The organism is Cellulomonas sp. URHD0024 (assembly GCF_000426185.1).
GTDB lineage: Bacteria > Actinomycetota > Actinomycetes > Actinomycetales > Cellulomonadaceae > Cellulomonas.
This window is the reverse complement of sequence record NZ_AUEW01000001.1, coordinates 752,282-776,324: the sequence shown is the minus strand read 5'-3', so window position 1 is coordinate 776,324 and position 24,043 is coordinate 752,282. Positions and strand designations below refer to the sequence as shown.

Below are 24,043 nucleotides of genomic sequence, written 5' to 3'. Positions count from 1 at the left end.
GGCGACGCCCACCGGTGCTACTTGAGCAGGTAGATCATGGCGAACAGCGCGATCCAGACGACGTCGACGAAGTGCCAGTAGTACGAGACGACGATCGCGGTCGTCGCCTCGTGGTGGCCGAAGCGCTTCGCGCTGAACGAGCGACCGAGCAGGAAGATGAACGCGATGAGTCCGCCGAGCACGTGCAGACCGTGGAAGCCGGTCGTCAGGTAGAACACCGAGCCATAGGGGCTGGACGACAGCGTCAGGCCCTCGCGGACGAGGTTCGCGTACTCGAAGATCTGGCCCGCGACGAAGACCGAGCCCATCACGTAGGTGAGGGTCATCCACTCGTTCATGCCCCACCGGCGAACGTTCAGCAGCGACCCGCTGCGCACCGGCTGGAACCGCTCGGCCGCGAACACTCCGGCCTGGCAGGTCACGGACGAGAGCACCAGGACGATCGTGTTGGCCGTGGCGAACGGGATGTTCAGCTTCGCGGTCCAGAACGTCCACTCGTCAGGCGCTGCGGATCGCAGCGTGAAGTACATGGCGAAGAGGCCGGCGAAGAACATGAGCTCGCTGGCCAGCCACACGATCGTCCCTACCGACACTGGGTTCGGACGGTTCACGCTCACGTGTGGGCTGGTGCGGGGGGCAGCCGTTGCGGTCGACACGTTGGCCATTATGGCTGACCCGGCCCCGCCGTGGGCCATTGGAACGGCGCGGTGTCGGCGGGTAAATGTCACATCGTCAGGATCCGTGGGGTGGCCGGTACGGCAGAGGCGGCCGTGGGGCGCGGGATCACGCGGCAGACGGTCGTCGTCGGGACCCGTCCTCAGGCCCTGACGACGATGGGTGTACCGACCCGGAGACCGGCGCGTCGCGGTGCTCGTGCTATGTGTCGGCGGCTCGAGACGTGTTGCTCCTCACCGCCTCGCGACGACCCGTGCCAAGATTCCCCTCGGACGCACGTCGACGATGAGTGAGGACCTCCATGAGCACCGGCCAGCCCGAGAACGCAGCCGTCCCGGCGGCACCGCGGATCCTTCTGTACAGCGACGACGTGGACGCGCGCGAGCAGGTGCGGCTGGCCGTCGGACGACGCCTGCGTCGGGGCGCACCGGACATCGAGTGGGTCGAGGTCGCGACCGCCTCCGCCGTCGTCTCGAGCACGGAGGCCGGTGGGCTGGATCTGCTGATCCTCGACGGCGAGGCCGACAAGGTCGGGGGCATGGGGCTCGCCCGCCAGCTCAAGGACGAGATCTACCAGTGCCCGCCCGTCCTGGTGCTCACCGGTCGCCCGCAGGACGCCTGGCTCGCCTCGTGGTCCAACGCGGAGGCGGTCGTCAGCCGGCCGCTCGACCCGGTCGAGCTGCACGCGGCCGTCGCGGCGCTCGTCGAGGCTCGGGCCGTCGCCCGATGACCGACGCTCCGACCTGGTCGGACCTCTTCGCCACCCTCGTCGACCGGCGGGACCTCACCTCCGAGCAGACCGCGTGGGCGATGGGCGAGATCATGAGCGGTGAGGCGTCGACCCCTCGGGTCGCCGCCTTCCTCATCGCCCTGAAGACCAAGGGCGAGACGGTCACCGAGCTCACGGGCCTGGCCGACACGATGCTCGAGCACGCCGTCCGCATCGCTGTTCCGGGGCGGACCATCGACATCGTGGGCACCGGCGGCGACCGCTCCCACACGGTCAACATCTCGACGATGTCGGCGCTCGTGGTCGCCGGCGCGGGGCTCACCGTGGTCAAGCACGGGAACCGGGCCGCGTCGTCGTCCTCCGGCTCCGCCGACGTGCTCGAGGCGCTCGGCATCCGTCTCGACCATCCGCCGGCGCGGGTCGCCGAGATCGCGACCGAGGTCGGCATCACCTTCTGCTTCGCGCAGATGTTCCACCCGTCGTTCCGGCACACCGCACCGGCGCGCAGCGAGCTCGGCATCGGGACGGCGTTCAACTTCCTCGGACCGCTGACCAACCCGGCGCAGCCGGGGTCCGCCGCGATCGGCGTTGCCGACGCCCGGATGGCTCCGCTCATGGCGGGCGTGCTCGCCGGTCGGGGCGCGAGTGCGCTCGTGTTCCGTGGCGAGGACGGGCTCGACGAGATCGCACCCACCGGGCCGACCCGGCTCTGGGAGGTCCGCGACGGCGAGGTGCAGGACTCCCTCGTCGACTGGACGGACCTCGGCGTCGCCCGGATCCAGCTCGAGTCGCTGCGGGGCGCGAAGGCGGACTACAACGCCGACGTCGCGCGCCGACTCCTCGACGGTGAGCACGGGCCCGTGCGGGAGACCGTCGTGCTCAACACCGCAGCCGCCCTGGTCGCCGATGGCACGCTGCCGGGGACGGACGCCGGCTCGCTCACCGATCGGCTGGTGGCCGGCGCCGGGCACGCACGGGAGTCGCTGGACAGCGGGCGGGCCGCCGACGTGCTCGCGCGGTGGCGGGCCGCCAGCGCGGGCTGAGACCTCCCGGGCCAGCTCGTGCCGCAGCGCAGGAGGCTGGAGCGGCAGGCCAGATCCGCAGCAAGCGGTCCGACCCGCCGGGCAGCGCGGGCACGTGCGGCTCGCGGACGAGAGCCCCGACCGTCCAGCACCCGTCCCGTGGGCCCGCCTGCTAGTCCTCGAGTCCCAACGAGAACGCCTGCTCCAGGTCGTGCTGGCTGTACGTCCTGAACGCGATGTAGGTCTGGGTGCGCAGGACGCCGTCGACCTTGCTGATCTTGTCGGCGATGACGTCGGCGAGGTGGTCGTGCTCGCGGACGCGGACCATGGCGACGAGGTCGACCTCGCCGGTGACGGAATAGACCTCGCTGACGCCCGTGATGTCGGCGATCGCGGCAGCGACCTCCGGGATCCGTGCGGCGTCCGAGTCGATGAGCACGATGGCGGTGAGCATGCTCGACATCATGCCGTGCGAGGACGCCGTACGCCGGTGGGCAGGACCTGCGCGTCTGCGGCGTCGAGCTCGCCGCTGAGCACGGTCGGCGGACGCTCTCCGAGCGCCTCCGCCGGGTGGAGCACGAACCCACCGTCAGGTCGGGGCACGATCGCGATCGCGGCTGCGGGGTCCTTCAGGCGCAGGGCCGAGCGCAGCGGATAGGCCCACGTGCTCGCGACCTCCACGAGGCGGACCCCGGGCTGGTCGAGCCACGCGAGGACCAGGTCCGTCTCCTCCGGATGCGCCGCCGGGGCGGGTGCCACGGAGGCCTCGACGTGCTCACCCGACGCCTGAAGAGCGCCGATCGCGGGACGCGGGTCGGTGCGCCGGTCGACCCGCGCCGTGCCCGCGAGACGGCCGTAGCGGACGAGCACGACCTCCCAGCCGCCGTCGTCCGTCCGGCGTGCTGCCACGAGCTCCGAGCACGCTGCGAGGGGGGCGAACCGTTGCGCGCGGGCGGCACCGCGCAGGAACGCGCCAAGGCGGTCGCGCACGGTGGCGGCCTCCTCGAAACGCTCCTGGCCGACGAGCGCCGAGATGCGGCCTGCGTGCGCGACGACCACGGCGTCCGCATCAGCGAGCATCGCGTGCCGGACCGACGCGACGGTCGCGGCGTAGTCGGGCGCCTCCTGGATGCACGGCGCGCTGCACCTCCCCATGTCGGCGAGCACGCACGCGGAGGCACCGACCGGTGCGACCAGCGGCAGCCTGCGCGTGCACTGGCGGATCGGGAACGTCTCGTGCAACGCCTCGAGGGCCAGCTGTGCCGTGGCGCCGGACGAGAACGGACCGATGTAGCTCGCGCCGTCGTCCGCCTTCACCTCGCGCACGACGGACAGCCTCGGGTACGGCTCGGACGTGAGCCGCACCCACGGCATGCGCTCGGGAAAGCGGGACCGCCTGTTGTAGCGGGGGGAGTGGGCCGCGATGAGTCGCAGCTCGCGGACGCGCGCCTCCAGTGCGGTGGCGCACGGGATGGGGTCCACCCGGTGTGCCACGCGCACCATCTCGATCATCCGGCCGCGCTTCTCCGCTGACGTGAAGTAGCTGCGGACGCGCTGCCGGAGCGATGTGGTGGACGTGCCGACGTAGAGCACCTCCTCGCCGGGGCCGCGGAACAGGTAGACCCCCGGACAGTCGGGCAGGCCGTCGGCGAGCGTGCGCTTGCGACGTACGTCCTGCGGGACGGGGTCCGTCGCCGTCGCGAGGTCCTCGAGGTGCGTGATGCCGAGCGGGGCCATCCGGCCGAGGAGCGCGTGCAGGACGTCGACCGTCGCCTGAGCGTCCGCGAGCGCCCGGTGGTTGGGTGTCACGGTCGCGTGGAACAGGGCGGCCAGCGAGGACAGCTTGTGGTTCGGCACCTCGTCGCGGGTGACCACCCGACGGGCGAGTCGGACCGTGTCCAGGACCTTGTTGCCCGGCCAGGCGTGCCCGGTGCGCGCAGCGGCAGCCTTGAGGAACCCGATGTCGAACGGGGCGTTGTGGGCGACGAGAACGGCACCGCGGGAGAACTCGAGGAAGCTCGGCAGGACCTCCTCGATGGGCGGCGCACCGATGAGCATCGTGGTGGTGATGCCGGTGAGCACCTGGATGAAGGGAGGCACCGGGCCGCCCGGGTCCACCAGCGTCTGGAACTCGCCGAGCACCTCGCCACCGCGCACCTTGACCGCACCGATCTCCGTGATCGCGCAGTCCGACGGGGTCCCGCCCGTCGTCTCGAGGTCGACCACGACGAACGTCACGTCCGACAGCGGTGTGCCGAGATCCTCGAGGGTGGGCTGGTGCGCTCTCGCGTCGGGCCCCGGGGTCGTGTCCGCCCGGACGGGGCGCAGGCGACGGACGGACGACATGGGGCGGACGCTACAGACGGTCACCGACACGGCACCCGCGGCGCACCGGTGGGTGTGTCGCCACCTAGGGTGCTGGGATGACCGGCATCGACCTCGAGGACGCGGCGAGCGTGCCCGACGACCGGTCGGACGTCCCGCCGACGCTGCGGTCCGCCCTCGTCCAGATCGCCTCGGACGCACTCGGTGGCTTCGAGCCCGTCGCCGTCCCTGCACCGCTGCGGGCTGTCCACCGGTTCGCGCCACGACGTCGGGCGTCCGCCGGGGCGGGGCCGCTGTGGACCGCGCTGCTGCAGGAGGACGGCTTCCGCAGCAGCGTCGCGCGGGTGTGGGCGCAGGCGAACCCCGACCTTGCGGCGCAGCTCGTCGACGGCCACCCGGAGCAGTCCCTGCAGGCCGCCGCAGGTGCATGGCTCATGGGTGACGGGGTCTGGCGGAGCCTGGTGCCGGCGGGCGTGGCGGCGCCGGACGACGGCGAGGTCGCACAGCTGCGCGTGAGCCTGGCTCGGTCACAGGCCGAAGCCGAGCGCCTGCGCGCGGACCTGACGTCGGCGACGCAGGACGCGCGTTCCGCGCAGGATCAGCTCTCCGCACTGCAGCGCGAGCTGCGCCGACTGCGTTCGGATGCCGACCGCGCGCGCAGCGAGGGCCGGAGGGCGGCCGACGAGGCGCAGGCCATGCTGAACGCCGTCGAGCTCGCCCGGTCCCGCGCCGACGAGGACCTGCGGTCGGCGGTCGACGAGCGACGCGCCGCGGCGGCGGAACGCACGGCGGCTCGCGCGGAGCTGCGGGCCGCTCGCAAGCTCGCCGATGCACGGGTCCGGCTCCTGCTGGACACGATCGTCGACGCGGCGAGCGGGCTGCGCTCGGAGCTCGCCCTCCCGCCGGCGGGGGAGAGGCCCGCCGACCTCGTCGGGCGGACCGACGAGGGCTCGGGACGCACCGCTCCTCGGCCGGGTTCGCGCGGACGCTCCGTCGACGACCCCGCCCTCCTCGAGGAGCTCCTGCGCCAACCGTGGGCGCACCTGATCGTGGACGGCTACAACGTCTCGAAGACGGGCTTCGCGGGGCTGACGCTCGCCGAGCAGCGGCGTCGGCTCGTCGACGGACTCGCGGCGGTCGCGGCACGCACGGGGGCCGAGGTCACTGTCTGCTTCGACGGTCAGGAAGGGCAGGGCGCGACCGGGGGGCAGCCGCGAGGGGTTCGGGTCCTGTTCGCCGTCGGGGAGATTGCAGACGACCTGATCCGCCGCCTCGTGCACGCCGAGCCGCCCGGACGGGTGCTGGTCGTGGTCACGAGCGACCAGGAAGTGGTCCGGGACGTCGAGGCGGACGGTGCGTGGGTGGTCCCCTCGAGCACTCTCGTGGCGCGGATCCAGCACCTGTGAGACCGACTGTCGGTGGCCGTCGCTAGCGTCCGGCGCATGATCATCGACTGCGACACCTGCACCGAGCGCGGCGCCGCGTGCGCGGACTGCGTCGTGACGTTCCTGACCATCCCGGTCCGTCCGAGGTCGCCCACCCAGCCTGCAGGGCACACCGAGCACAGCCAGCACACCGAGCTCGGTGCGGACGAGCAGCGGGCGATCGAGGTGCTCGCCGCCTCAGGGCTCGTGCCACCGCTGCGGATGGTGCGGGCGATGTGACCCGTCAGCTGCCTGCGGGCGATGCGTAGAGCGCGTCCACCTCGTCCGCGAAGTCCTTGAGCACCTGGGTGCGACGGATGCTGAGCTTCGGGGTGAGGTAGCCGTTCGCGATCGTGAGGTCCTCGCCCAGGATGCGGTACTTGCGGATCGACTCGGCACGTGAGACGGCCTTGTTGGCCTTCTCGACCGCCAGGTCGAGCGACGCGAGCACGTCGGGGTCGGTTGCCGCCTGGGCGACGGTCATCTCGGGCTTGCCGTGGCCCGCCAGCCAGCCCGGGACGCCCTCCGGATCCAAGGTGATCAGCGCACCGATGAACGGACGCTGGTCGCCGACGACGACGACCTGGCTGATCAGCGGGTGCGCGCGGAGCCGGTCCTCCAGGACTGCGGGCGCGACGTTCTTGCCGGCGGCCGTGACGATGATCTCCTTCTTGCGCCCGGTGATCCGCAGGTAGCCCTCGTCGTCGAGCGCACCCAGGTCCCCCGTGCGGAACCAGCCGTCCACCAGAGACTCGCGCGTCGCCACGTCGTTGGCGTGGTAGCCGCGGAACACCGGGATGCCCTTGACCTCGACCTCACCGTCGTCGGCGATCCGGATCGACGTGCCGGGCATCGGGACACCGACGGTCCCGATCTTGGTTCCCTTGCCAGGACGGTTCACGGTCGCCGGTGCGGTGGTCTCGGTCAGGCCGTAGCCCTCCAGGACGTTCAGCCCGAGGCCGCGGTAGAAGTGACCCAGGCGTTCGCCGAGCGGAGCGCCTCCGGAGATGGCGTACTTCGCGTTGCCACCGAGCGCCGCACGCAGGCGCTTGAGCACCAGGACGTCGGCCACCTTGTGCTGGAGCCTGAGCCACGGGCTCGGCCCGCGCGGCGTGTCAAGCGCGCGTGAGTACACAATGGACGTCTTCGCGGCGCGCTGGAAGATCGCGCTCTTGCCACCTGCAGCGGCCTTCTGCTCGGCGGAGTTGTAGACCTTCTCGAACACGCGCGGCACGGCGAGGATGAACGACGGCCGGAAGGACGCCAGATCCTCGATCAGCGTCGAGGTGTCCGGCGTGTGCCCGAGGACCGCGCCCGCCGGGATGCAGAGCACCTCGATGAACCGGGCGAACACGTGGGCCAGCGGCATGAAGAGCAGCGTGCGTGCGCCGGGCTCGCCGACGACCTCGTACAGGTCGGCGACGGTGTTGACGGTGAGCTCGTAGAAGTTGCCGTGCGTCAGCTCGACGCCCTTCGGGCGGCCGGTGGTGCCCGAGGTGTAGATGACCGTGGCGACGTCCGAGAGCGCCGCGAGTCCGCGGCGTCGGGCGATCTCCTCGTCGGGAACCGAGTCCGCGCCCGCCAGGATCGTCTCGATCGCGCCGTCGTCGAGCAGCAGCACCTCGCGCAGGGTCGGCGCGTCCGCACGGACCTCCTCGACCGTCGCGGCGTGCGCGGCGGTCTCGACGACCAGGAGCGAGACGTCCGCGTCGGTGAGGATCCAGAGCACCTGCTCGGCGGAGGACGTCTCGTAGAGCGGCACCGGCACGGCGCCGACGGCCCAGACGGCCCAGTCCAGCAGGGACCACTCGTAGCGGGTGTGCGACATGATCCCGACCCGGTCCCCGGGCTCGACGCCGCGAGCGACGAGGCCCTTGGCGACGGCGACGATCTCCGCGTCGAACTCCTGCGCTGTCAGGGGGATCCACGGGCCGCCCGCCTGCGCCTTGTGCTCGATGACGACGCGGTCGGGGGTTCCCGTCACGCGGTCGGCGAGCAGGTCGTTCAGGTTGTTCGAGGGGTCGACCTCGAGACGCAGGGGAGTTCGGAACTCGTCCATGCTGGCTCCAGTGACAGTGGCGAAGTGTGCGACGAGGATACGTGACGCGCACGTGACATCCGGGCAGGTTCGGTACGCTCGCGTCGCGGTCGGGAACGGTGGTCGGACGGGTGCGCACCGAGGCGCGCCGTGCGGCTAGCGTGGAGGACCGCAACCGGACGGTCCCGAGCACGGCACGAACGCGTAGGAGCACACGAAAACATGCACGCCATCGGTGTGGACATCGGCGGGACGAAGATCGCGGCGGGTGTCGTGGACGAGGACGGCGAGATCCTCGCGCAGACCCGACGCGACACCTCTCCGGACGACGCCGCCGGAATCGACAAGGCGATCGCCGACGTGTACGCGGAGCTCAGCGCGTCGTACGAGATCCGGGCGATGGGTCTCGCGGCCGCCGGGTTCGTCTCGGCCGACCGTTCGTCCGTGCTCTTCGCTCCCAACATCGCGTGGCGCGACTACCCGCTGCGCGAGCGCGTGGCGTCGCTCATCCAGGACGACATCACGATCGTCGTCGAGAACGACGCGAACGCAGCGGGCTGGGCCGAGTTCCGGTTCGGTGCCGGCCGCGACGTCGACGACATGCTGATGCTGACGGTGGGCACCGGCCTGGGCGGCGCGATCGTCACCGACGGCAAGCTCGTCCGTGGTGCGTGGGGTGTGGCCGCCGAGATCGGCCACATGCGGGTCGTCCCCGGTGGTCACTACTGCGGCTGCGGGCACGAGGGCTGCTGGGAGCAGTACGCCTCGGGCAGCGCGCTCGTACGGGACGCCCAGGCGATCGTGATCATCCAGCCCGACCGGGCGACGCGGCTGCTCGAGCTTGCCGGCGGCGACGCGGAACGCCTCACCGGACCGCAGATCACCCAGGCAGCCCAGGAGGGCGACCCGCTGGCTGTCGAGCTGCTCGCCGAGCTCGGAAAGTGGGTCGGTGAGGGAGCGGCGTCCGTGACCGCACTGCTCGACCCGGCGCTGATCGTCGTGGGCGGCGGCGTGGCTGCGGCCGGTGACCTGCTGCTCGCGCCCGCGCGTCGCGGCTTCGCCGAGCAGCTCTCGGCGAGAGGGCACCGCCCCGAGGCCGCACTCGTGGTCGCCTCGATGGGCAACGACGCCGGGATGGTCGGCGCCGCGGATCTTGCGCGGGTCTGACCTGTCAGACGACGGCACCCGTGTCGTCGTCCCCTGGCTCCCGGCGGTTCGGCATGCGCCAGAGCAGGACACCGACACCGAGCACGAACACGACCGCGGCCGCCTGGATCAGCGCGGCCGGAGCGGTAGGCCACGCGATGACCACGATCAGCAGGAACAGCGGCATGCCCACCGCGGCGATCCACGCCATCGTCAGGAGGGGGTCACCGCCGAGGACCGGACCCGGGTCCGGCGGGACGAAATGCTCCTCGGAGTCGACGGTGGCCTCCGCCTCGTCGAACTGCGCGGATCCCTCCCAGTCGCGTCCGGAGAGGTCCGGCGCCGGGCGCACGACACGCGACTCCGCGATCCACGGGGCTACCGGGAACTCGAGCGGGGTGGCGGCCTCAGGCTCCACGGGCGCGGTTCCGTCGTACCCTGCGAGGTCCCCGAGCTGCGCGACGATGCCGTTCCAGACGTCCTCGTCGGACGGTGGGTCGGTCTCGTCCGGGACGTCAGCGCCCTGCGACGGGACGCCGTCGTCAGGGTCGTCGGGGCGAGGTGCCATAGGAGCACTCTAGAGTCGTGCACAGCGGTCGGCGTGGCACGTGGGGGCTCTGCACGTGCGAGCTCAGCAACGAGTGAACGCACAGTCCGTGGGTCGGGTCGAGAGGTGAACCGTTGTTCTACTGGTTGATGAAGCGGGTCTTCGTCGGTCCGCTGCTGCACCTCGTCTACCGTCCCTGGGTGCGCGGCGCCGAGAACGTGCCCGAAGAAGGTGGCGCGATCCTGGCGAGCAACCACCTCGCGGTCATCGACTCGTTCTTCCTGCCCCTGGTTCTCGACCGCGAGCTCGTCTTCATCGGCAAGCAGGAGTACTTCACGGGTGCGGGCGTCAAGGGTCGGTTGACGGCAGGGTTCATGCGTGGTGTCGGGACGATCCCGGTGGATCGCGGGGGCGGCAAGGCGAGCGAGGCCGCGCTGCGCACGGGTCTGCGACGGCTCCGCGAGGGCGACCTGTTCGGTATCTACCCCGAAGGGACGCGTAGCCCCGACGGCCGCCTCTACCGCGGGAAGACGGGCATCGCGCGCCTCGCGCTGGAGTCCGGCGCGCCCGTGGTCCCGGTGGCGATGGTCGGCACGGATGTGGCGCAGCCACCCGGGCGGCGGATCCCCAAGGTCATGCGGATCGGCATGGTGATCGGCGAGCCGCTCGACTTCAGCCGGTACCAGGGGATGGAGAACGACCGGTTCATCCTGCGCTCGGTGACCGACGAGATCATGTACGCGATCATGGCCCTGTCGGGGCAGGAGTATGTCGACGTCTACGCGGCCACCCAGAAGGCGCGCATCGCGACCGGCCACCCCGCAGCGGCGGGCGACTCGGCCGACCACCTGCCTTCCGCGCCGGGCGGTCGACCCGTGCCGGACGTCCAGGTTCCGGTACCGCCGGAGGGCGAGCCTGAGACGTCAGTAGGATGACCCGGTCGGCGTCGAGCCGACCGTGCGCCCGCGTGGGCGTCGTCCTGGCGATCCCTGCGGGGAGCTGCGCCACAGGTTTCAACGAGAGGTGTGTCTCATGTCGGTTCGTCGCGTCGCCCTCCTGACCGCGGGTGGCTTCGCTCCGTGCCTGTCGTCCGCCGTAGGCGGGCTCATCGAGCGCTACACGGAGATCGCTCCCGACATCGAGATCATCGCGTACGAGCACGGGTACTACGGCCTTCTGCGCGGCGACAAGATCGTCATCGACGAGGAGACTCGGGCGAAGGCCGGGATCCTGCACAAGTTCGGCGGGTCGCCCATCGGCAACTCGCGCGTCAAGCTCACCAACGCGGCTGACTGCGTGAAGCGCGGTCTCGTGAAGGAGGGCGAGGACCCGCTGCAGGTTGCGGCCGAGCGCCTGAAGGCCGACGGCGTCGACGTCCTGCACACCATCGGTGGCGATGACACGAACACCACGGCGGCCGACCTCGCGGCCTACCTGCACGACAACGGCTACGAGCTCACGGTCGTCGGTCTGCCCAAGACGATCGACAACGACGTGGTGCCCATCAAGCAGTCGCTCGGCGCGTGGACCGCCGCCGAGGAGGCCGCAGGGTTCGCCGCGAACATCATCGGCGAGCACCGTTCGGGTCCGCGCATGCTGATCGTGCACGAGGTTATGGGCCGGCACTGTGGGTGGCTGACCGCAGCCGCGGCCGCCGACTACCGCAGGTGGCTCGACGCGCAGGAGTGGGTTCCCGGCATCGGCCTGACGCGCGAGCGCTGGGACATCCACGCGGTGTTCCTGCCGGAGCTGGCGCTGGACATCGACGCCGAGGCGGCGCGTCTGAAGCAGGTCATGGACTCGCAGGGCAACGTCAACATCTTCCTGTCCGAGGGTGCGGGCATGCACGAGATCGTCGACCAGCTCGAGGCCTCCGGCACCGAGGTGGGGCGCGACGCGTTCGGCCACGTGCGCCTCGACACGATCAACCCCGGTCAGTGGTTCGCCAAGCAGTTCGCCGAGAAGCTGGGCGCCGAGAAGGTCATGGTCCAGAAGTCCGGGTACTACTCCCGCGCTGCGGCCGCGAACGCCGAGGACCTGCGGCTCATCAAGTCGATGACGGACCTGGCGGTCGACTGCGCGCTGCGCGGGGAGTCCGGCGTGATCGGGCACGACGAGGAGCAGGGCGACGTGCTGCGGGCGATCGAGTTCCCGCGCATCGCGGGCGGCAAGGCGTTCGACGTGTCGCAGCCGTGGTTCGGCGAGCTCCTTGCGGACATCGGTCAGGACCTCGTGCCGGCGAGCCACTCATGACGGTCGAGCCGGATCCCCAGGTCGTCGCCGGGCTGGATGCCTGGCGGTCCATGTCCCCGGTCCAGCAGCCGCAGTGGCCGGATGCGGCTGCACTTGCTCGCGTCACGGACAAGCTCGCCACGGTGCCGCCACTGGTGTTCGCGGGCGAGGCCGACGCGCTGCGATCGCAGCTGGCCGCGGCCGGCCGTGGTGAGGCGTTCCTCCTGCAGGGCGGTGACTGCGCCGAGACGTTCGGCGAGGCGACGGCGGACAACATCCGCAACAAGATCAAGACGATCCTCCAGATGGCGGTCGTCCTGACCTACGGCGCGAGCCTCCCGGTCATCAAGATGGGCCGGATGGCCGGGCAGTACGCCAAGCCCCGCTCGTCGGACAGCGAGACCCGCGACGGAGTCACGCTGCCTGCGTTCCGCGGCGACATCATCAACGGGTTCGAGTTCACGCCCGAGGCGCGCACGCCGGACCCGCAGCGGCTGCTCGAGGCGTACCACACGTCCTCGTCGACGCTGAACCTGATCCGTGCGTTCACCACCGGCGGCTTCGCGTCGCTGCTTCGGGTCCACGAGTGGAACCGCGGCTTCATGGCCAACCCGGCGTACTCGCGCTACGAGGAGATCGCGGCGGAGATCGACCGCGCGATCCGCTTCATGGCCGCCTGCGGCGCGGACTTCGACGCCCTGCGCACCGTCGAGTTCTTCGCGAGCCACGAGGGTCTGCTGCTCGACTACGAGCGACCGCTCACGCGGATCGACTCGCGCACCGGCCTGCCCTACGACTGCTCCGGACACTTCGTCTGGATCGGGGAGCGGACGCGTCAGCTCGACGGCGCGCACGTCGACTACTTCTCCCGCGTGCAGAACCCGCTCGGCATCAAGCTCGGCCCGACGACCACAGGCGACGACGCCCTCGCGCTCATCGACAAGCTCAACCCGAGCGGCGAGGCCGGACGCATCACCTTCATCACGCGCATGGGCGCCGGCAAGGTCCGCGACCTGCTGCCTGCGCTCGTCGAGAAGGTGACGGCTGACGGCCGTCCCGTCACCTGGGTGTGCGACCCGATGCACGGCAACGGGATCACCTCGGCATCCGGGTACAAGACGCGCCGGTTCTCGGACGTCATGGACGAGGTGGCCGGCTTCTTCGAGGTGCACCGCGCACTGGGGACGGTCCCGGGCGGTCTGCACATCGAGCTCACCGGCGACGACGTCACAGAGGTCCTGGGCGGCACCGAGGAGATCGACGACGAGGGCCTGTCGCGCCGCTACGAGACGCTGGTCGACCCTCGACTGAACCACCAGCAGTCCCTCGAGATGGCGTTCCAGGTGGTCGAGCTTCTCCGCGCAGCGAGCTGAGTCCTCCCTGGCGCGTCCTGGCCGGTCGGCCGGGACGCGCTAGGTGATGGACAGCGTGATGACCGCGTCCTTCGGGGCCATGTCGCCACCCGAGGGACTCTGGCCGACGACGAAACCCAGACCGAAGTAGGCGGCCGCCTTCTTGGTCTTGACCTGGAACCCGGCTTCGGTGAGCGTCCTGGTCGCTGCGTCGACGCCCTGGTGGTTCACGTCGGGGACCGGGAACAGCTCCGGGCCCTTCGAGACGTGCACGGAGATCGTGTCAGTCCGGTGGCCTGCGGTCGCCGGCGCGGGTGACTGGTCGATGATGATCCCCTTGGGCACGGCGTCGTTGAACACCTCCGTCGGGGCGATCTTCAGGGCATCGGCTGCGACGAGCTTCGTCGCATCGGCCACGGTCAGGTTGACCACCGAGGTGATCGTGACCGCGGCGGGTCCGTCCGAGATCGTGAGCGTCACGAGCGTGTTCCGGTTGACCTTGGCGTCCGGGACGACGTCGCTCCCGTCCGGCAGTGTCGCGCTGAGAACCTTGCCGGCGGCGACGTCGTCCGCGTTGGCCGGGTCGGTGTACTGGACCTTGAGACCCGCGTCGGTGAGCACCTTGGCCGCGTCGGCCTGCAACGCCCCGACGACCCCGCCGGGCACGACCACCAGATCCGGCCCTCTCGACACGACGAACGCGACCGTCGCGCCCTTGCGGATCCGACTGCCCTCTCCGGGGTCGGTCGCGAACACCTCGTCGATCGGTGCCGAGCTGAAGTCCTTCGTCGACTTTCCCCGGAGCCCCGCCCGCTCGAGGATCTGCGTCGCATGTGCCTCGTCCTGCCGGACGATCGTCGGGACCGCGGTGTACGCGCCCGGCCCCTCCTGGCCGTACCACCACCAGCCGCCGGCGACCATGGCGGCCAGCACACCCAGAGCGACGATCCAGCGCACGAGGTGCCGCCGTCGGGCCGGGTCTGGCAGGCCGCCCGAGGCGAGCTCTGCCGCACTGACGCCGAGGCCGATCGGAAGGGCGACGGTCGCGCCGCGCGCATCGGAGACCAGCTGTGTCGTCTCCGCCTGGTCGGCGGCGAGCTCACCCGGCACGTCGTCGTCGGCGACGTCCGGTTCCAGATCGGGACCGAGGTCCGTCTCGTCGGGATCCGTCGCCGCCGGCAGGACGATCGACGGCGCCACGTCGGCGTGCCGATCGAGTGTCTCCTCATCGAGCGCGAGCCGTGTCCGGCGTAGGAGCGCCAGCGCCGCGCCTGCGTCGAGCGGGCGGTCGTCCGGGTCGCGTGCCGCGAGGGAACGCACGACCTCGTCGACCTCGATGGGGAGCCAGTCGACGAGCTCAGAGGGGGCCGGGACGTCGTTGTAGACGTGCTGGAAGGCCACCTGGATGGGTGTGTCGCCGGTGAACGGCTGGCGGCCGGTCAGCATCTCGAACAGCAGGATGCCGCACGCGTAGACATCGGTGCGTGCATCACTGAGGCCACGGGTGACCAGTTCAGGCGCCAGGTAGGCGACGGTCCCGAGCACTGTTCCCGTCGTGGTCGACGTCACCTCGGTGACGGCGCGGGCGAGACCGAAGTCGGCCAGCTTGACCCGGCCATCGGTGGCGAGGAGGACGTTCTCGGGCTTGATGTCCCGGTGCACGAGCTCGCCGCGGTGCGCCGTCGCGAGGGCATCGAGCACGCACTCACCGATCCGGAACGCGTCCCCGACCGTCAGGGCGCCCCGTTCGCCGAGGTAGCGACGCAGGTTGGCGCCGTCGACGTACTCCATCGTCAGGTAGCTGGTCTCGCCGTCGAGCCCCTGGTCGTACACGGCGACGAGGCCGGGGTGCGTGAGCCGGGCGGCGGTGCGCGCCTCGCGGCGGAACCGGGCGACGAAGTCGGCTCCCGACGCTCCCTCCGCCAGGTGCGCATGCATGACCTTCAGTGCGACATCCCGGTCGAGGCGCCGGTCCACAGCGAGGTAGACGGTGGCCATGCCCCCGCGGGCGATGCGGGACACGACCTCGTACCGGCTGTCGACCAGGCGGCCGACGAGCGGATCGGTGACGGTTGTTCCCACTCGCAGGAGTGTACGGGCGCAGGTCCGACTCTCAGCGGAAGCGCGTCATGTGGGTCTGCACGTTGGCGACGTAGATGCGTGTGTCGGCGAACATGCCGTTCCGCTTCACGGACGTTGCGCCCTGGTAGTACCCGGCGATCGCTGTGGGCAGGTCCGGAGCCGACTTCACCAGCGAGCGCAGGATGGCCACGCCCGCGACGGCGTTGTCGTCGGGGTCGAGCAGGTTCAGCGGGCGTCCGACGAGCTCTGATGCCCAGGCGCCCGAGCTGGGGATGATCTGCATGGCGCCGATGGCGTTGGCGGGGGAGACCACTGCGTGGTTGAAACCCGACTCCTGGAAGGCGACAGCCTGCGCGAGCGCGGGGTCGACACCCATCGACCGCGCGGTGGCCGCGATCTTCGCCTGCATCTGCGCCTTCGACGGGACCGGCGCCCCCCGCAGCGCGGACAGGTTCGCGTTGGCCGCCGCGACGACCGGAGCGGAGTACGTGCGACCGGCGAACGTGTTGCCGACGACGGCGGGTGCCGCTGCCACCGGGACGGTGAGGGCCTGACCGATGCGGATGAACGCCCGTGCGTCGAGGTGGTTCGCCGCGACGATGGCGGCGACCGAGGACCCGAGCTTCGTCGCCACGGCCGAGACGGTGTCCCCGGGTCGGACGGTGTACGTGACGGAGCCGGCGGCCTTCGCGACCGCCGTGGGTGCCGCGGGTGCGGCGGCTGCGGCAGGTGCCGGCGCGGCTGCCGCTCCGGGGACGGTGAGCGTCTGCCCGATCCGGATCATCGCGCGTCGGTCCAAGCCGTTCGCGGCGACGATCGCCTGGACGGTGGTGCCGAACCGCGCGGCGATCCGACTGACGTTGTCGCCGGCCACGACCCTGTAGCTGGCGGCCGCCGGTGCGCGGGTGACGGCGACGGCCGGGGCCTGCACGCTGCTCGGGATGGTGAGGACCTGGCCGATCCGGATCCGGCCGGCGTCCGCCAGTGCGTTCGCCCGCGCGATGGCGCCGACACTGCTGCCGTGACGAGCGGCGATGTGGCCGACGGTGTCACCCGAGCGGACCGTGTACTGCTCGTCGGCATGGGCAGCGCCAGCCGTGGCCGTCGCGGCGACGGCGACCAGCGCGAGGGCGCCGGTGCTGGTGGCGACTCGGCGAAGACCGACCGACCGGGCTGCGACGGACTGGGACATGGGCGACACCTCGTGTGACGAAAGTTAAGAGAAGTGACCTGTGTGACAGGAGTGACAAAATGTGACGGTAGCCCACGGAATCCCGCGTGGAAAGCGCCCGCCCGAATTGCCGAGGTGTAATTCACGGATGCGTACTCTGGTCGGGTGAACGCATCTGCAGACGCCCTGGACCTCCTTGTAGCCGAGTGGCTCACCGTCCCCGATGTCGCCGAACGCCTCGGCACCGATCCCTCGAAGGTCCGCCGCATCGTCCAGGAGCGACGTGTCGTGGGCACCCGTCGCGGCGATCCCCGGGTCTTCTCGATCCCCGCGTCGTTCCTGGTGCCGGGCCACCTGGCGAACCCTGCACAGCCCACGCAGCCAGATGCGCACGAGCCGTGGACGGTCCTCGCATCCCTCCAGGGGACGCTCACCGTTCTCGCCGATGCCGGGTTCTCCGACGAGGACGCGATCGAGTGGCTCTTCACCGAGCAGGCTGCGCTGCCCGGGACTCCTATCGACGCACTTCGGTCCGGGCGCAAGACCGAGATCAGACGGCTGGCTGCCGCCGAGCTCTGAGCGTCCGCGAGTGCCCGTCGACCGCGGTGATCATGAGCGGCGGGCAGCGCCTCCTCAGGCGAGTCGGTCGACCGCCGCATGCGCCAGGCCCACCAGCTGGCTCCGCGCCGGCTCCGGCCAGCCGCGTGCATCCATCAGCCCGAAGGCGACGGTGGCGAGCGAGTCGATGAGCTGCTCCATGTCGTCCGGCGCCCCGGTGGCCTGGATCGCCTCGGCCAGCTGGGTCACGTCCGCCTCGGTCAGGGCGCGATCGCCCAAGCGCGTACGCAGCAGCGTCACCGTCGCCTCGTCGCCGACCGCACGTGCCCGTGCGACCGCGCGGGCGGTCAGCACGGTGCGCTTGCCCTCACGAAGGTCGTCGCCGGCGGGCTTTCCTGTGGTGGCAGGGTCGCCGAAGACGCCGAGCAGGTCGTCCCGCAGCTGGAACGCCTCGCCAAGTGGCAGTCCGAGCTGCCGGCACGCAGCCAGCTCGGCGTCGTCCGCGTCCGCGAGCGCGGCGCCGAGCGTGATCGGGTGCTCGACGCTGTACCGCGCCGCCTTCGCGCGGATGACCTCGCGGGAGCGGACCTCGTCCCGCTCGGGATCGTCGCCCCACGGGAGTGCCTGAGCGAGGACGTCGAGGTACTGCCCGACCGTGACTTCGGTGCGCATGAGGTCGAAGACCGCCCGCGCCCGCGCCGCCCGCTGCGCCGGTTGAGTCGCGAGGGCGCTGGCGAACTCCTGCTCACTGGCGACGAGGGTCAGGTCGCCGAGGAGGATCGCCGCCGACATGCCGAAGCGGTCGGGGTCGCCTGTCAGTGCGTGCTCCCCATGCAGGCGGGCGAACGCGCGGTGGGCAGCGGGAAAGCCGCGCCGGGTGTCCGAGTCGTCCATCACGTCGTCATGGAAGAGTGCCGCGGCCTGGAACAGCTCGAGCGCGGCTCCGACCTGGATCACGGCGTCTGCCTCGGGACCGCCCGCCGGACCGCCGTGTGCCCGCCACGACCAGTAGCAGAACGCGGCTCGTAGACGCTTGCCGCCGGAGAGCATCAGGGCTACTGCATCGGCGAGGCGGTCGGCGTCGTCGCTCGCGCCGGCCAGGACCGTGCGCAGCTGGGCGACGTGGCGTGCCAGGACCGCGTCGACGCGATCGCGGACGTCGTCGGCGTCGACGAGGCTGGGGGCCGAGAGAGTCACGCGGGGCAGCCTACGGCGACGTGGTGCGCACCCGACCACCGAGCGTGAGGGTGCGCTGGTCGTCCCGGTCGAGGATCCCGACGAGGAGCAGCTCCGAACCGTCACCACGGGTGAACGTGGACTGCGCGGCGAGACCGGGCTCCGGGGCCGGGGGAGTTCCCTCCACGAAACCGGCTGCGAGGAGCGGTGCGCCGACCGCGGCGAGCAGGGCGGCCGTGTCCTGCTCGGAGCGCAGGTTGAGGCTGATCTCGGTGAGGTCGGTGCCCTGCACCGGTTCGGCCGACGAGACCAGCACCTCGGCGCCCGCGGGGACCGGGACCAGGTCGACGGGGAACCCGGCGACGACCTCACCCACTGCGGAGTGCGTGCTGTCGGCCCCAGGGAGCAGGGTCTCGGTCGGGGCCGGTGACGCGGTCACGGCCGTCGACCCAGCGGCCGGTCCCGTCCCGGGGTTGCTGGTCGAGCAGCCCGCCACGCACAGCATGGTCGCGACGAGCGCAGCAACTGCTGCGGCGCGCGCGACAGGCGTGGACCGGCTGGGCATCGGGCCAGGTTAGCGGGCCCACCCGTGCGGCCGGTCATCCGACGGGCGTCGTCGAGGCGACCACACCCCCGCACCGGCGGGGTTCGCACACAGATTGCGTCACTCGCCACCGCACGACCCTGCGGGCGGGTGGGCTGTGCCCATGGAGATCACCACAGTTCGGATGACCGAGGCACGCGAGCTGCTCGCCCTCGTGCCTCATCGCCTCGGCTTCAGGCCGCGGGACAGTGCCGTTGCCATCAGTCTTCGGGCGCCGCGCGGCAGGGTCGGCCTGGTCGTGCGGGTCGACCTACCGCACCTGGCCGACCCCCAGGAGGGTCCCGCGCTCGCCCGTCGCCTGCTGGCGTACCTGGGCCGCGACGACGCCGAGCGTGGGGTGCTGGTGCTCTACACGGACGACGACCCGCGCCGCGATGTCGGCCCCGCGCAGCGTGCTGCCCAGTGCTTCCGTGACGCCGCCGAGCCGTCTCTCGGGGACGTCCCGGTGTGGGTCGTGACGAGCTCCGGGTACCTGTCCCTCGACTGCGTCGACGACTGTTGCCCCCCGGGAGGCCGACCCCTGCTCGACCTCGACAGTACGCAGATCGGCGCGCAGCTGGTGCTCGCCGGCTCCGCGGTAGCGGACTCACGCGAGGACATCGCGCGGATCCGCTCCGCCGGCGCAGAGCGTCGCCGGACGGTCGCGAGGGCTCGTCGTCGCTGGGAGTCCCATCGAGAAGAGGCGTTGGTGGGTGGCCCACTGACCCTGGCGTCGTGGCGGGTCGACTCGGTCATGGCATGGCGTGAGGTCGTGCGACGGATGTCCATGCCCGACGGACCCGGCACACGTGTTCCGTGGGGGAGGCTCGAGGCCGGGCTCGACGATCGCCGGGTCCGCGACGCGATCCTCGTCGCCCTCGTCCCAGGGACCGGTGACCTCCCGGAGCGTTCGGTCGCTGGCGATGCCGAGGACGTCGAGAGCGCACTCGGTGCGGCGATGGCGAGGATCATCGACCCGGCGCATGCGGTCACCCCGCCGGAACCCGCGACGGCGGTGCACGAGGCGGCACTGGAAGGGGTCGTCGCCCACGGGCGCGTGGGCGTCCAGGCGCCCGCGCTGACCTTGCTCGCTCTCCTGTCGTGGTGGCGCGGGGACGGTGCACGGGCGCGCGTCCTGCTCGACGGTGCTCTCGACGCCGAGTCGGGATACCGGTTGGCCGCGCTCCTCGACGACGCCCTCGGCGCGGCGGTACCTCCGGGCTGGGTGCGACGTTCCGGCTGACCGGCAGGCGGGCGTTCGTCGTCGGGGGGTTCGACGTGCCGGACGATGCGCTCGTGGTCCGAGCCGGCCTCGGGTACGTTCACCGAAGGGCCGTGTCGCCGTGGACGGGAGAAGCCGATGGGAATCGTGGTGGGCTACCTGGCCACCCCGGAAGGTCGGTCGGCTCTGGCGGCGGCGGTCGACGAGGCGCGTCGGCGTCAGACGCCGGTCGTCGTGGTGGTCAGCGCGCGTCCGGGCGAACCCGACTCCGAGCGCGCCGTCATCGAGGCGGATCTCGACCAGGTGCGAGCACACCTCGCCGAGACGGGCGTCGAGCACGAGGTCCTGCTGCTCGAGAGCGGCGACGTCGCTGACGATCTGATCTCGACGGCCGAGCAGGTCGGCGCTCAGCTGATCGTCCTGGGTCTTCGTCGCCGCAGCCCAGTCGGAAAGCTCATCCTCGGCGCCAACGCACAGCGAGTCCTGTTCGACGCGTCCTGTCCGGTTCTCACGGTCAAGCCCAGCTGACCCCCGAGCGAGCGACGCGCCCGGCCCCAGGGAACGGGAATCTCTCGCGGCTCTCGTTCGTTGTGACCGTGAACCCCGTGAGATCCGCCCTGGCGGTCGCCTGGTCGTGCCCCCAGATTACGGCGAGACGCTCGCGGGGTCGGTACAATATCTATCTAGACGCCCGGCCCCTCCCGGTGTCGCCTTGCCGAAAGGTCGTTCGTGTCGTCCCAGACCCCGCACCCAGCTCTTCCGCGTGAGTTCGAGCACCCTGCCCTGCAGGAGCTCGTCCTTCGCGGCCGCACGCACGGCATGGTCGGTGCCGAGGAGTTGCGCACCGCGTGCGAGCAGGCTGACGTCCAGGACGCCAAGCGCCTGCGCGCTGTCGTCCGCGGCCTCGCCACGGCCGGCATCGGCGTCACGGAGCCCACCGCCAAGCCTGCCCGCGTGGCCGCCGCCACGAGCGCGAAGGCACGTCCCGCCGCCAAGGCTGTCGTGGCCGCCGAGGACGCGACCGCGACGACGACGCGTCGTCGCGCGACCGCGGCTGCCGACCCGACAGGCGACGCGCCCGCTGCCCCGAAGCCCAGGACCACGCGCGCCAAGGCCGCCCCGGCCGCCAAGGCAGCGGCCGTGAACGCCGACACCGAGTCGTCCGAGGACGAGCCAGTCGACGCCGAAGAGATCGACATCGAGGACATCGAGGTCGTGGACGTCGTCGCCGAGGTGATCGAGGTCGTCGAGGCGGTCGAGGCAGCAGACGAGGACGACGAGTCGGAGGACGGTGAGAAGAAGCCCGCCGCCAAGGAGGAAGAGTCCGAGGACAGCGGTTTCGTCTACTCCGACGCCGACGACGACGATGCTCCGGCGCAGCAGGTCGTCACCGCAGGTGCGACCGCTGACCCGGTCAAGGACTACCTGAAGCAGATCGGCAAGGTCGCGCTGCTGAACGCCGAGCAGGAGGTGGACCTGGCCAAGCGGATCGAGGCCGGCCTGTTCGCCGACGAGCGGCTGAACGCGGGCGTCGCGATGGAGCCCAAGATCAAGCGCGAGCTCGAGTGGATCGCGAACGACGGTCGACGCGCCAAGAACCACCTGCTCGAGGCGAACCTGCGACTCGTCGTGTCGCTGGCCAAGCGGTACACCGGTCGCGGCATGCTGTTCCTGGACCTGATCCAGGAGGGCAACCTCGGCCTCATCCGCGCGGTCGAGAAGTTCGACTACACCAAGGGCTACAAGTTCTCGACGTATGCGACCTGGTGGATCCGGCAGGCGATCACCCGCGCGATGGCCGACCAGGCGCGCACCATCCGTATCCCGGTGCACATGGTCGAGGTCATCAACAAGCTCGCGCGCGTCCAGCGCCAGATGCTCCAGGACCTGGGCCGCGAGCCCACGCCGGAGGAGCTGGCCAAGGAGCTGGACATGACGCCCGAGAAGGTCGTCGAGGTCCAGAAGTACGGCCGCGAGCCGATCTCGCTGCACACACCCCTGGGCGAGGACGGCGACAGCGAGTTCGGTGACCTCATCGAGGACTCCGAGGCTGTCGTCCCGGCCGACGCCGTGAGCTTCACGCTCCTGCAGGAGCAGCTGCACCAGGTGCTCGACACGCTCTCGGAGCGCGAGGCCGGCGTGGTGTCGATGCGTTTCGGCCTGACCGACGGCCAGCCGAAGACGCTCGACGAGATCGGCAAGGTGTACGGGGTCACGCGTGAGCGGATCCGGCAGATCGAGTCGAAGACCATGTCGAAGCTGCGTCACCCGTCGCGCTCGCAGGTGCTGCGCGACTACCTGGACTGACACGCACACAGCCTGATGTCGTGACGAGGCCCGGACCACCTGGTCCGGGCCTCGTCACGTTGCGGCGACGCCACATGTTCATGCCGTGGATACAGCGCTGGATACGACGTGAAACATGAAGCTCCTAAATTCGACCTGAGAGGCGGAGCGGTCGCGATCGCCTTCCGGCCGCTGGTTGGTCGCCCATCACCCTCGCTGCGCTAGGGGCCGGACATGAAGCTGCTGCACATCATCGCGTCTCCTCGACACGGGGAGTCCAACACCCTCAAGGCGTCGGAGGCGTTCATCACCGGCCTCCGTGACCACCGTCCGGACGTCACCGTCGAGGTCATCGACCTGTACGACCACGATCTGCCCTCCATGGAGGGCGGGAACATCGAGGCGAAGTACGACCTGCTGGTCGGGCGCCCGATCGACCCGGGGCACGCGGAGGCGTGGTCCCACGTCGAGTCGTTGATCGCGCACTTCCAGGCGGCTGACGCGTACCTGATCACGGCGCCCATGTGGAACCTGAGCATCCCGTACGCGCTCAAGTACTACATCGACTGCATCGTCCAGCCGGGGTACACGTTCCGGTACGGCTCGACGGGGTACCCGGAGCCGATGGTGCTGGGCAAGAAGCTGGTCGTCGCCTCCACCCGTGGCAGCGACTACTCGGCCGGCGGACCGATGCACTCCTACGACTTCATGGAGCCCTACCTGCGGGCCATCTTCGGGTTCATCGGCATCACCGACGTGACGTTCGTCTGCGGGCAGCCTATGCACGGCTCGCCCGAGCAACGTGAGGCGGCGCTGGCTGTGGCGGTGGAGCAGGCCCGTGACCTCGCGGCCGGCCCCGAGTGGGCCGACTTCGCCGTCGACCAGGTGGCGGCCGTGGGGGCAGCCTAGAGCGCACGTCTCGACTAGCGGTGAGCCGGGACCGACGGTTGACTGTCGACACGGCCTACCGGAGGTGAATCATGGGTAGTCCTGGCCTCCGACCGGCGATCGCGCACCGGAGGACGACAGTGCGAGCGCGTGAAGCTGCGCCGGTCGCGCTCGCCGCACCACCGGTCCAGCAGGCGACGGCCGTGCGCGGTAGCGACCTGTGTGGCCGGGCAATGACCTTCGCCCGCGTGGTCGAGCGCGCCGAGGCGGTCCAGGCATGAGCCAGGTCCGGTACGTCCTGGTCTACGACTCGGGACCGGACGTCCTGACGCTCGCCCCTGTGCACTACGCGGCGCACAGCGTGCAGGTCCAGGACTTCGCCGACCGCGGCCTGCTGTTGGCGGTCGGCACCTTCGAGCAGCCCGAGGTCAACGGTGCCATGGCGATCCTCGTGAGCCGCGAGGCCGCGGAGGAGTTCGCGGCCAAGGACCCGTTCGTCGTGCACGGCGTGGTCTCGCGCTACCGGGTGCACGCCTGGACCGACGTCCTGGCCTGAGCAGCAGAAACGGGACGAGGCCCGGACCTT

At 71.0% G+C, this 24,043-nt stretch carries 23 protein-coding genes; 14 read left to right on the top strand and 9 right to left on the bottom strand.

Annotated features, from left to right (window positions below; genetic code table 11):
* Positions 1-17: 17 nt before the first annotated feature.
* Positions 18-665 (bottom strand): heme-copper oxidase subunit III, encoded by a 648-nt coding sequence (locus tag I847_RS0103630; RefSeq protein WP_081680390.1) that lies wholly within the window; start codon positions 663-665, stop codon positions 18-20.
* Positions 666-976: 311 nt separating this feature from the next.
* On the opposite strand from I847_RS0103630, the gene I847_RS0103625 reads away from it, so the two are divergent.
* Both I847_RS0103625 and trpD read left to right on the top strand, forming a co-directional pair.
* A complete protein-coding gene (locus I847_RS0103625) occupies positions 977-1,405 on the top strand; it encodes a response regulator transcription factor (RefSeq protein ID WP_028048602.1) in 429 nt (142 codons plus the stop codon).
* Positions 1,402-2,448: an anthranilate phosphoribosyltransferase gene (gene trpD, locus I847_RS0103620; protein WP_028048601.1), complete on the top strand. Its 1,047-nt coding sequence runs from the start codon at positions 1,402-1,404 to the stop codon at positions 2,446-2,448. The genes I847_RS0103625 and trpD overlap by 4 nt, the downstream gene beginning before the upstream one ends.
* 151 nt (positions 2,449-2,599) lie before the next feature.
* On the opposite strand, the gene I847_RS0103615 is transcribed toward trpD, so the two are convergent.
* Positions 2,600-2,881, bottom strand: coding sequence for an Lrp/AsnC family transcriptional regulator (locus tag I847_RS0103615; RefSeq protein ID WP_028048600.1), 282 nt, complete (start codon positions 2,879-2,881; stop codon positions 2,600-2,602).
* An 8-nt stretch (positions 2,882-2,889) separates the two neighbouring features.
* Complete coding sequence (locus I847_RS21745; RefSeq protein ID WP_081680388.1) at positions 2,890-4,773, bottom strand: DEDD exonuclease domain-containing protein; 1,884 nt, start codon at positions 4,771-4,773, stop codon at positions 2,890-2,892.
* A gap of 77 nt (positions 4,774-4,850) precedes the next feature.
* On the opposite strand from I847_RS21745, the gene I847_RS21740 reads away from it, so the two are divergent.
* Together I847_RS21740 and I847_RS0103600 are read left to right on the top strand one after the other, a co-directional pair.
* Positions 4,851-6,158 carry an NYN domain-containing protein gene (locus tag I847_RS21740; protein WP_051274416.1) on the top strand — a complete coding sequence of 436 codons (1,308 nt, stop codon included), beginning with the start codon at positions 4,851-4,853 and terminating at the stop codon, positions 6,156-6,158.
* A gap of 36 nt (positions 6,159-6,194) precedes the next feature.
* Positions 6,195-6,416 carry a hypothetical protein gene (locus I847_RS0103600; RefSeq protein WP_028048599.1) on the top strand — a complete coding sequence of 74 codons (222 nt, stop codon included), beginning with the start codon at positions 6,195-6,197 and terminating at the stop codon, positions 6,414-6,416.
* Positions 6,417-6,420: 4 nt separating this feature from the next.
* On the opposite strand, the gene I847_RS0103595 is transcribed toward I847_RS0103600, so the two are convergent.
* The gene (locus I847_RS0103595; protein ID WP_028048598.1) at positions 6,421-8,235 is read right to left on the bottom strand and encodes a long-chain fatty acid--CoA ligase; all 1,815 of its coding nucleotides are present in this window, start codon (positions 8,233-8,235) and stop codon (positions 6,421-6,423) included.
* 201 nt (positions 8,236-8,436) lie between these two features.
* Here I847_RS0103595 and I847_RS0103590 point away from each other — a divergent pair, with 201 nt between their 5' ends.
* Positions 8,437-9,381: an ROK family glucokinase gene (locus I847_RS0103590; protein WP_028048597.1), complete on the top strand. Its 945-nt coding sequence runs from the start codon at positions 8,437-8,439 to the stop codon at positions 9,379-9,381.
* A gap of 4 nt (positions 9,382-9,385) precedes the next feature.
* Here the strand turns inward: I847_RS0103590 and I847_RS25345 are convergent, their stop codons facing one another.
* Positions 9,386-9,928, bottom strand: coding sequence for a hypothetical protein (locus I847_RS25345; protein ID WP_051274415.1), 543 nt, complete (start codon positions 9,926-9,928; stop codon positions 9,386-9,388).
* Between the two features lie 113 nt (positions 9,929-10,041).
* On the opposite strand from I847_RS25345, the gene I847_RS0103580 reads away from it, so the two are divergent.
* From I847_RS0103580 to I847_RS0103570, 3 genes are all read left to right on the top strand, one after another.
* Positions 10,042-10,842 carry a 1-acyl-sn-glycerol-3-phosphate acyltransferase gene (locus I847_RS0103580; RefSeq protein WP_028048596.1) on the top strand — a complete coding sequence of 267 codons (801 nt, stop codon included), beginning with the start codon at positions 10,042-10,044 and terminating at the stop codon, positions 10,840-10,842.
* A 97-nt stretch (positions 10,843-10,939) separates the two neighbouring features.
* Positions 10,940-12,160: a pyrophosphate--fructose-6-phosphate 1-phosphotransferase gene (locus tag I847_RS0103575; RefSeq protein ID WP_028048595.1), complete on the top strand. Its 1,221-nt coding sequence runs from the start codon at positions 10,940-10,942 to the stop codon at positions 12,158-12,160.
* The gene (locus I847_RS0103570) at positions 12,157-13,512 is read left to right on the top strand and encodes a class II 3-deoxy-7-phosphoheptulonate synthase (protein ID WP_028048594.1); all 1,356 of its coding nucleotides are present in this window, start codon (positions 12,157-12,159) and stop codon (positions 13,510-13,512) included. The genes I847_RS0103575 and I847_RS0103570 overlap by 4 nt, the downstream gene beginning before the upstream one ends.
* A 39-nt stretch (positions 13,513-13,551) precedes the next feature.
* Here I847_RS0103570 and pknB read toward each other — a convergent pair whose 3' ends face one another.
* Entirely contained in the window at positions 13,552-15,573 is a 2,022-nt protein-coding gene (gene pknB, locus I847_RS0103565) for a Stk1 family PASTA domain-containing Ser/Thr kinase (protein ID WP_028048593.1), read from the bottom strand.
* A 31-nt stretch (positions 15,574-15,604) separates the two neighbouring features.
* Positions 15,605-16,765, bottom strand: a complete 1,161-nt coding sequence (locus I847_RS0103560; protein WP_034608796.1) for a LysM peptidoglycan-binding domain-containing protein — start codon at positions 16,763-16,765, stop codon at positions 15,605-15,607.
* Positions 16,766-16,909: 144 nt separating this feature from the next.
* Here I847_RS0103560 and I847_RS0103555 point away from each other — a divergent pair, with 144 nt between their 5' ends.
* The gene (locus I847_RS0103555) at positions 16,910-17,323 is read left to right on the top strand and encodes an Rv2175c family DNA-binding protein (RefSeq protein ID WP_028048591.1); all 414 of its coding nucleotides are present in this window, start codon (positions 16,910-16,912) and stop codon (positions 17,321-17,323) included.
* 54 nt (positions 17,324-17,377) lie between these two features.
* Here the strand turns inward: I847_RS0103555 and I847_RS0103550 are convergent, their stop codons facing one another.
* A complete protein-coding gene (locus I847_RS0103550; RefSeq protein WP_028048590.1) occupies positions 17,378-18,499 on the bottom strand; it encodes a polyprenyl synthetase family protein in 1,122 nt (373 codons plus the stop codon).
* Between the two features lie 10 nt (positions 18,500-18,509).
* Positions 18,510-19,043 carry a hypothetical protein gene (locus I847_RS21730; RefSeq protein ID WP_051274414.1) on the bottom strand — a complete coding sequence of 178 codons (534 nt, stop codon included), beginning with the start codon at positions 19,041-19,043 and terminating at the stop codon, positions 18,510-18,512.
* Between the two features lie 142 nt (positions 19,044-19,185).
* Here I847_RS21730 and I847_RS0103540 point away from each other — a divergent pair, with 142 nt between their 5' ends.
* The 5 genes from I847_RS0103540 to I847_RS0103520 all read left to right on the top strand — a co-directional run bounded on the left by I847_RS0103540 (position 19,186) and on the right by I847_RS0103520 (position 24,013).
* A complete protein-coding gene (locus I847_RS0103540; protein ID WP_028048589.1) occupies positions 19,186-20,304 on the top strand; it encodes a DUF4192 domain-containing protein in 1,119 nt (372 codons plus the stop codon).
* A 117-nt stretch (positions 20,305-20,421) separates the two neighbouring features.
* Entirely contained in the window at positions 20,422-20,811 is a 390-nt protein-coding gene (locus I847_RS0103535) for a universal stress protein (RefSeq protein ID WP_028048588.1), read from the top strand.
* A gap of 201 nt (positions 20,812-21,012) precedes the next feature.
* On the top strand, positions 21,013-22,590 hold the full coding sequence (locus I847_RS0103530) for an RNA polymerase sigma factor (protein ID WP_028048587.1): 1,578 nt from the start codon (positions 21,013-21,015) through the stop codon (positions 22,588-22,590).
* A 213-nt stretch (positions 22,591-22,803) separates the two neighbouring features.
* Positions 22,804-23,478 (top strand): FMN-dependent NADH-azoreductase, encoded by a 675-nt coding sequence (locus tag I847_RS0103525; RefSeq protein ID WP_028048586.1) that lies wholly within the window; start codon positions 22,804-22,806, stop codon positions 23,476-23,478.
* Positions 23,479-23,734: 256 nt separating this feature from the next.
* The gene (locus tag I847_RS0103520) at positions 23,735-24,013 is read left to right on the top strand and encodes a YciI family protein (RefSeq protein WP_028048585.1); all 279 of its coding nucleotides are present in this window, start codon (positions 23,735-23,737) and stop codon (positions 24,011-24,013) included.
* The last annotated feature ends 30 nt before the right edge of the window (positions 24,014-24,043 follow it).

Bases quoted from the DNA above. Each gene is read 5' to 3' on its own strand.
- I847_RS0103630 (WP_081680390.1), bottom strand. From the start codon at position 665: ATGGCCAACGTGTCGACCGCAACGGCTGCCCCCCGCACCAGCCCACAC.
- I847_RS0103625 (WP_028048602.1), top strand. From the start codon at position 977: ATGAGCACCGGCCAGCCCGAGAACGCAGCCGTCCCGGCGGCACCGCGG.
- trpD (WP_028048601.1), top strand. From the start codon at position 1,402: ATGACCGACGCTCCGACCTGGTCGGACCTCTTCGCCACCCTCGTCGAC.
- I847_RS0103615 (WP_028048600.1), bottom strand. From the start codon at position 2,881: ATGCTCACCGCCATCGTGCTCATCGACTCGGACGCCGCACGGATCCCG.
- I847_RS21745 (WP_081680388.1), bottom strand. From the start codon at position 4,773: ATGTCGTCCGTCCGTCGCCTGCGCCCCGTCCGGGCGGACACGACCCCG.
- I847_RS21740 (WP_051274416.1), top strand. From the start codon at position 4,851: ATGACCGGCATCGACCTCGAGGACGCGGCGAGCGTGCCCGACGACCGG.
- I847_RS0103600 (WP_028048599.1), top strand. From the start codon at position 6,195: ATGATCATCGACTGCGACACCTGCACCGAGCGCGGCGCCGCGTGCGCG.
- I847_RS0103595 (WP_028048598.1), bottom strand. From the start codon at position 8,235: ATGGACGAGTTCCGAACTCCCCTGCGTCTCGAGGTCGACCCCTCGAAC.
- I847_RS0103590 (WP_028048597.1), top strand. From the start codon at position 8,437: ATGCACGCCATCGGTGTGGACATCGGCGGGACGAAGATCGCGGCGGGT.
- I847_RS25345 (WP_051274415.1), bottom strand. From the start codon at position 9,928: ATGGCACCTCGCCCCGACGACCCTGACGACGGCGTCCCGTCGCAGGGC.
- I847_RS0103575 (WP_028048595.1), top strand. From the start codon at position 10,940: ATGTCGGTTCGTCGCGTCGCCCTCCTGACCGCGGGTGGCTTCGCTCCG.
- I847_RS0103570 (WP_028048594.1), top strand. From the start codon at position 12,157: ATGACGGTCGAGCCGGATCCCCAGGTCGTCGCCGGGCTGGATGCCTGG.
- I847_RS0103560 (WP_034608796.1), bottom strand. From the start codon at position 16,765: ATGTCCCAGTCCGTCGCAGCCCGGTCGGTCGGTCTTCGCCGAGTCGCC.
- I847_RS21730 (WP_051274414.1), bottom strand. From the start codon at position 19,043: ATGCCCAGCCGGTCCACGCCTGTCGCGCGCGCCGCAGCAGTTGCTGCG.
- I847_RS0103540 (WP_028048589.1), top strand. From the start codon at position 19,186: ATGGAGATCACCACAGTTCGGATGACCGAGGCACGCGAGCTGCTCGCC.
- I847_RS0103535 (WP_028048588.1), top strand. From the start codon at position 20,422: ATGGGAATCGTGGTGGGCTACCTGGCCACCCCGGAAGGTCGGTCGGCT.
- I847_RS0103525 (WP_028048586.1), top strand. From the start codon at position 22,804: ATGAAGCTGCTGCACATCATCGCGTCTCCTCGACACGGGGAGTCCAAC.
- I847_RS0103520 (WP_028048585.1), top strand. From the start codon at position 23,735: ATGAGCCAGGTCCGGTACGTCCTGGTCTACGACTCGGGACCGGACGTC.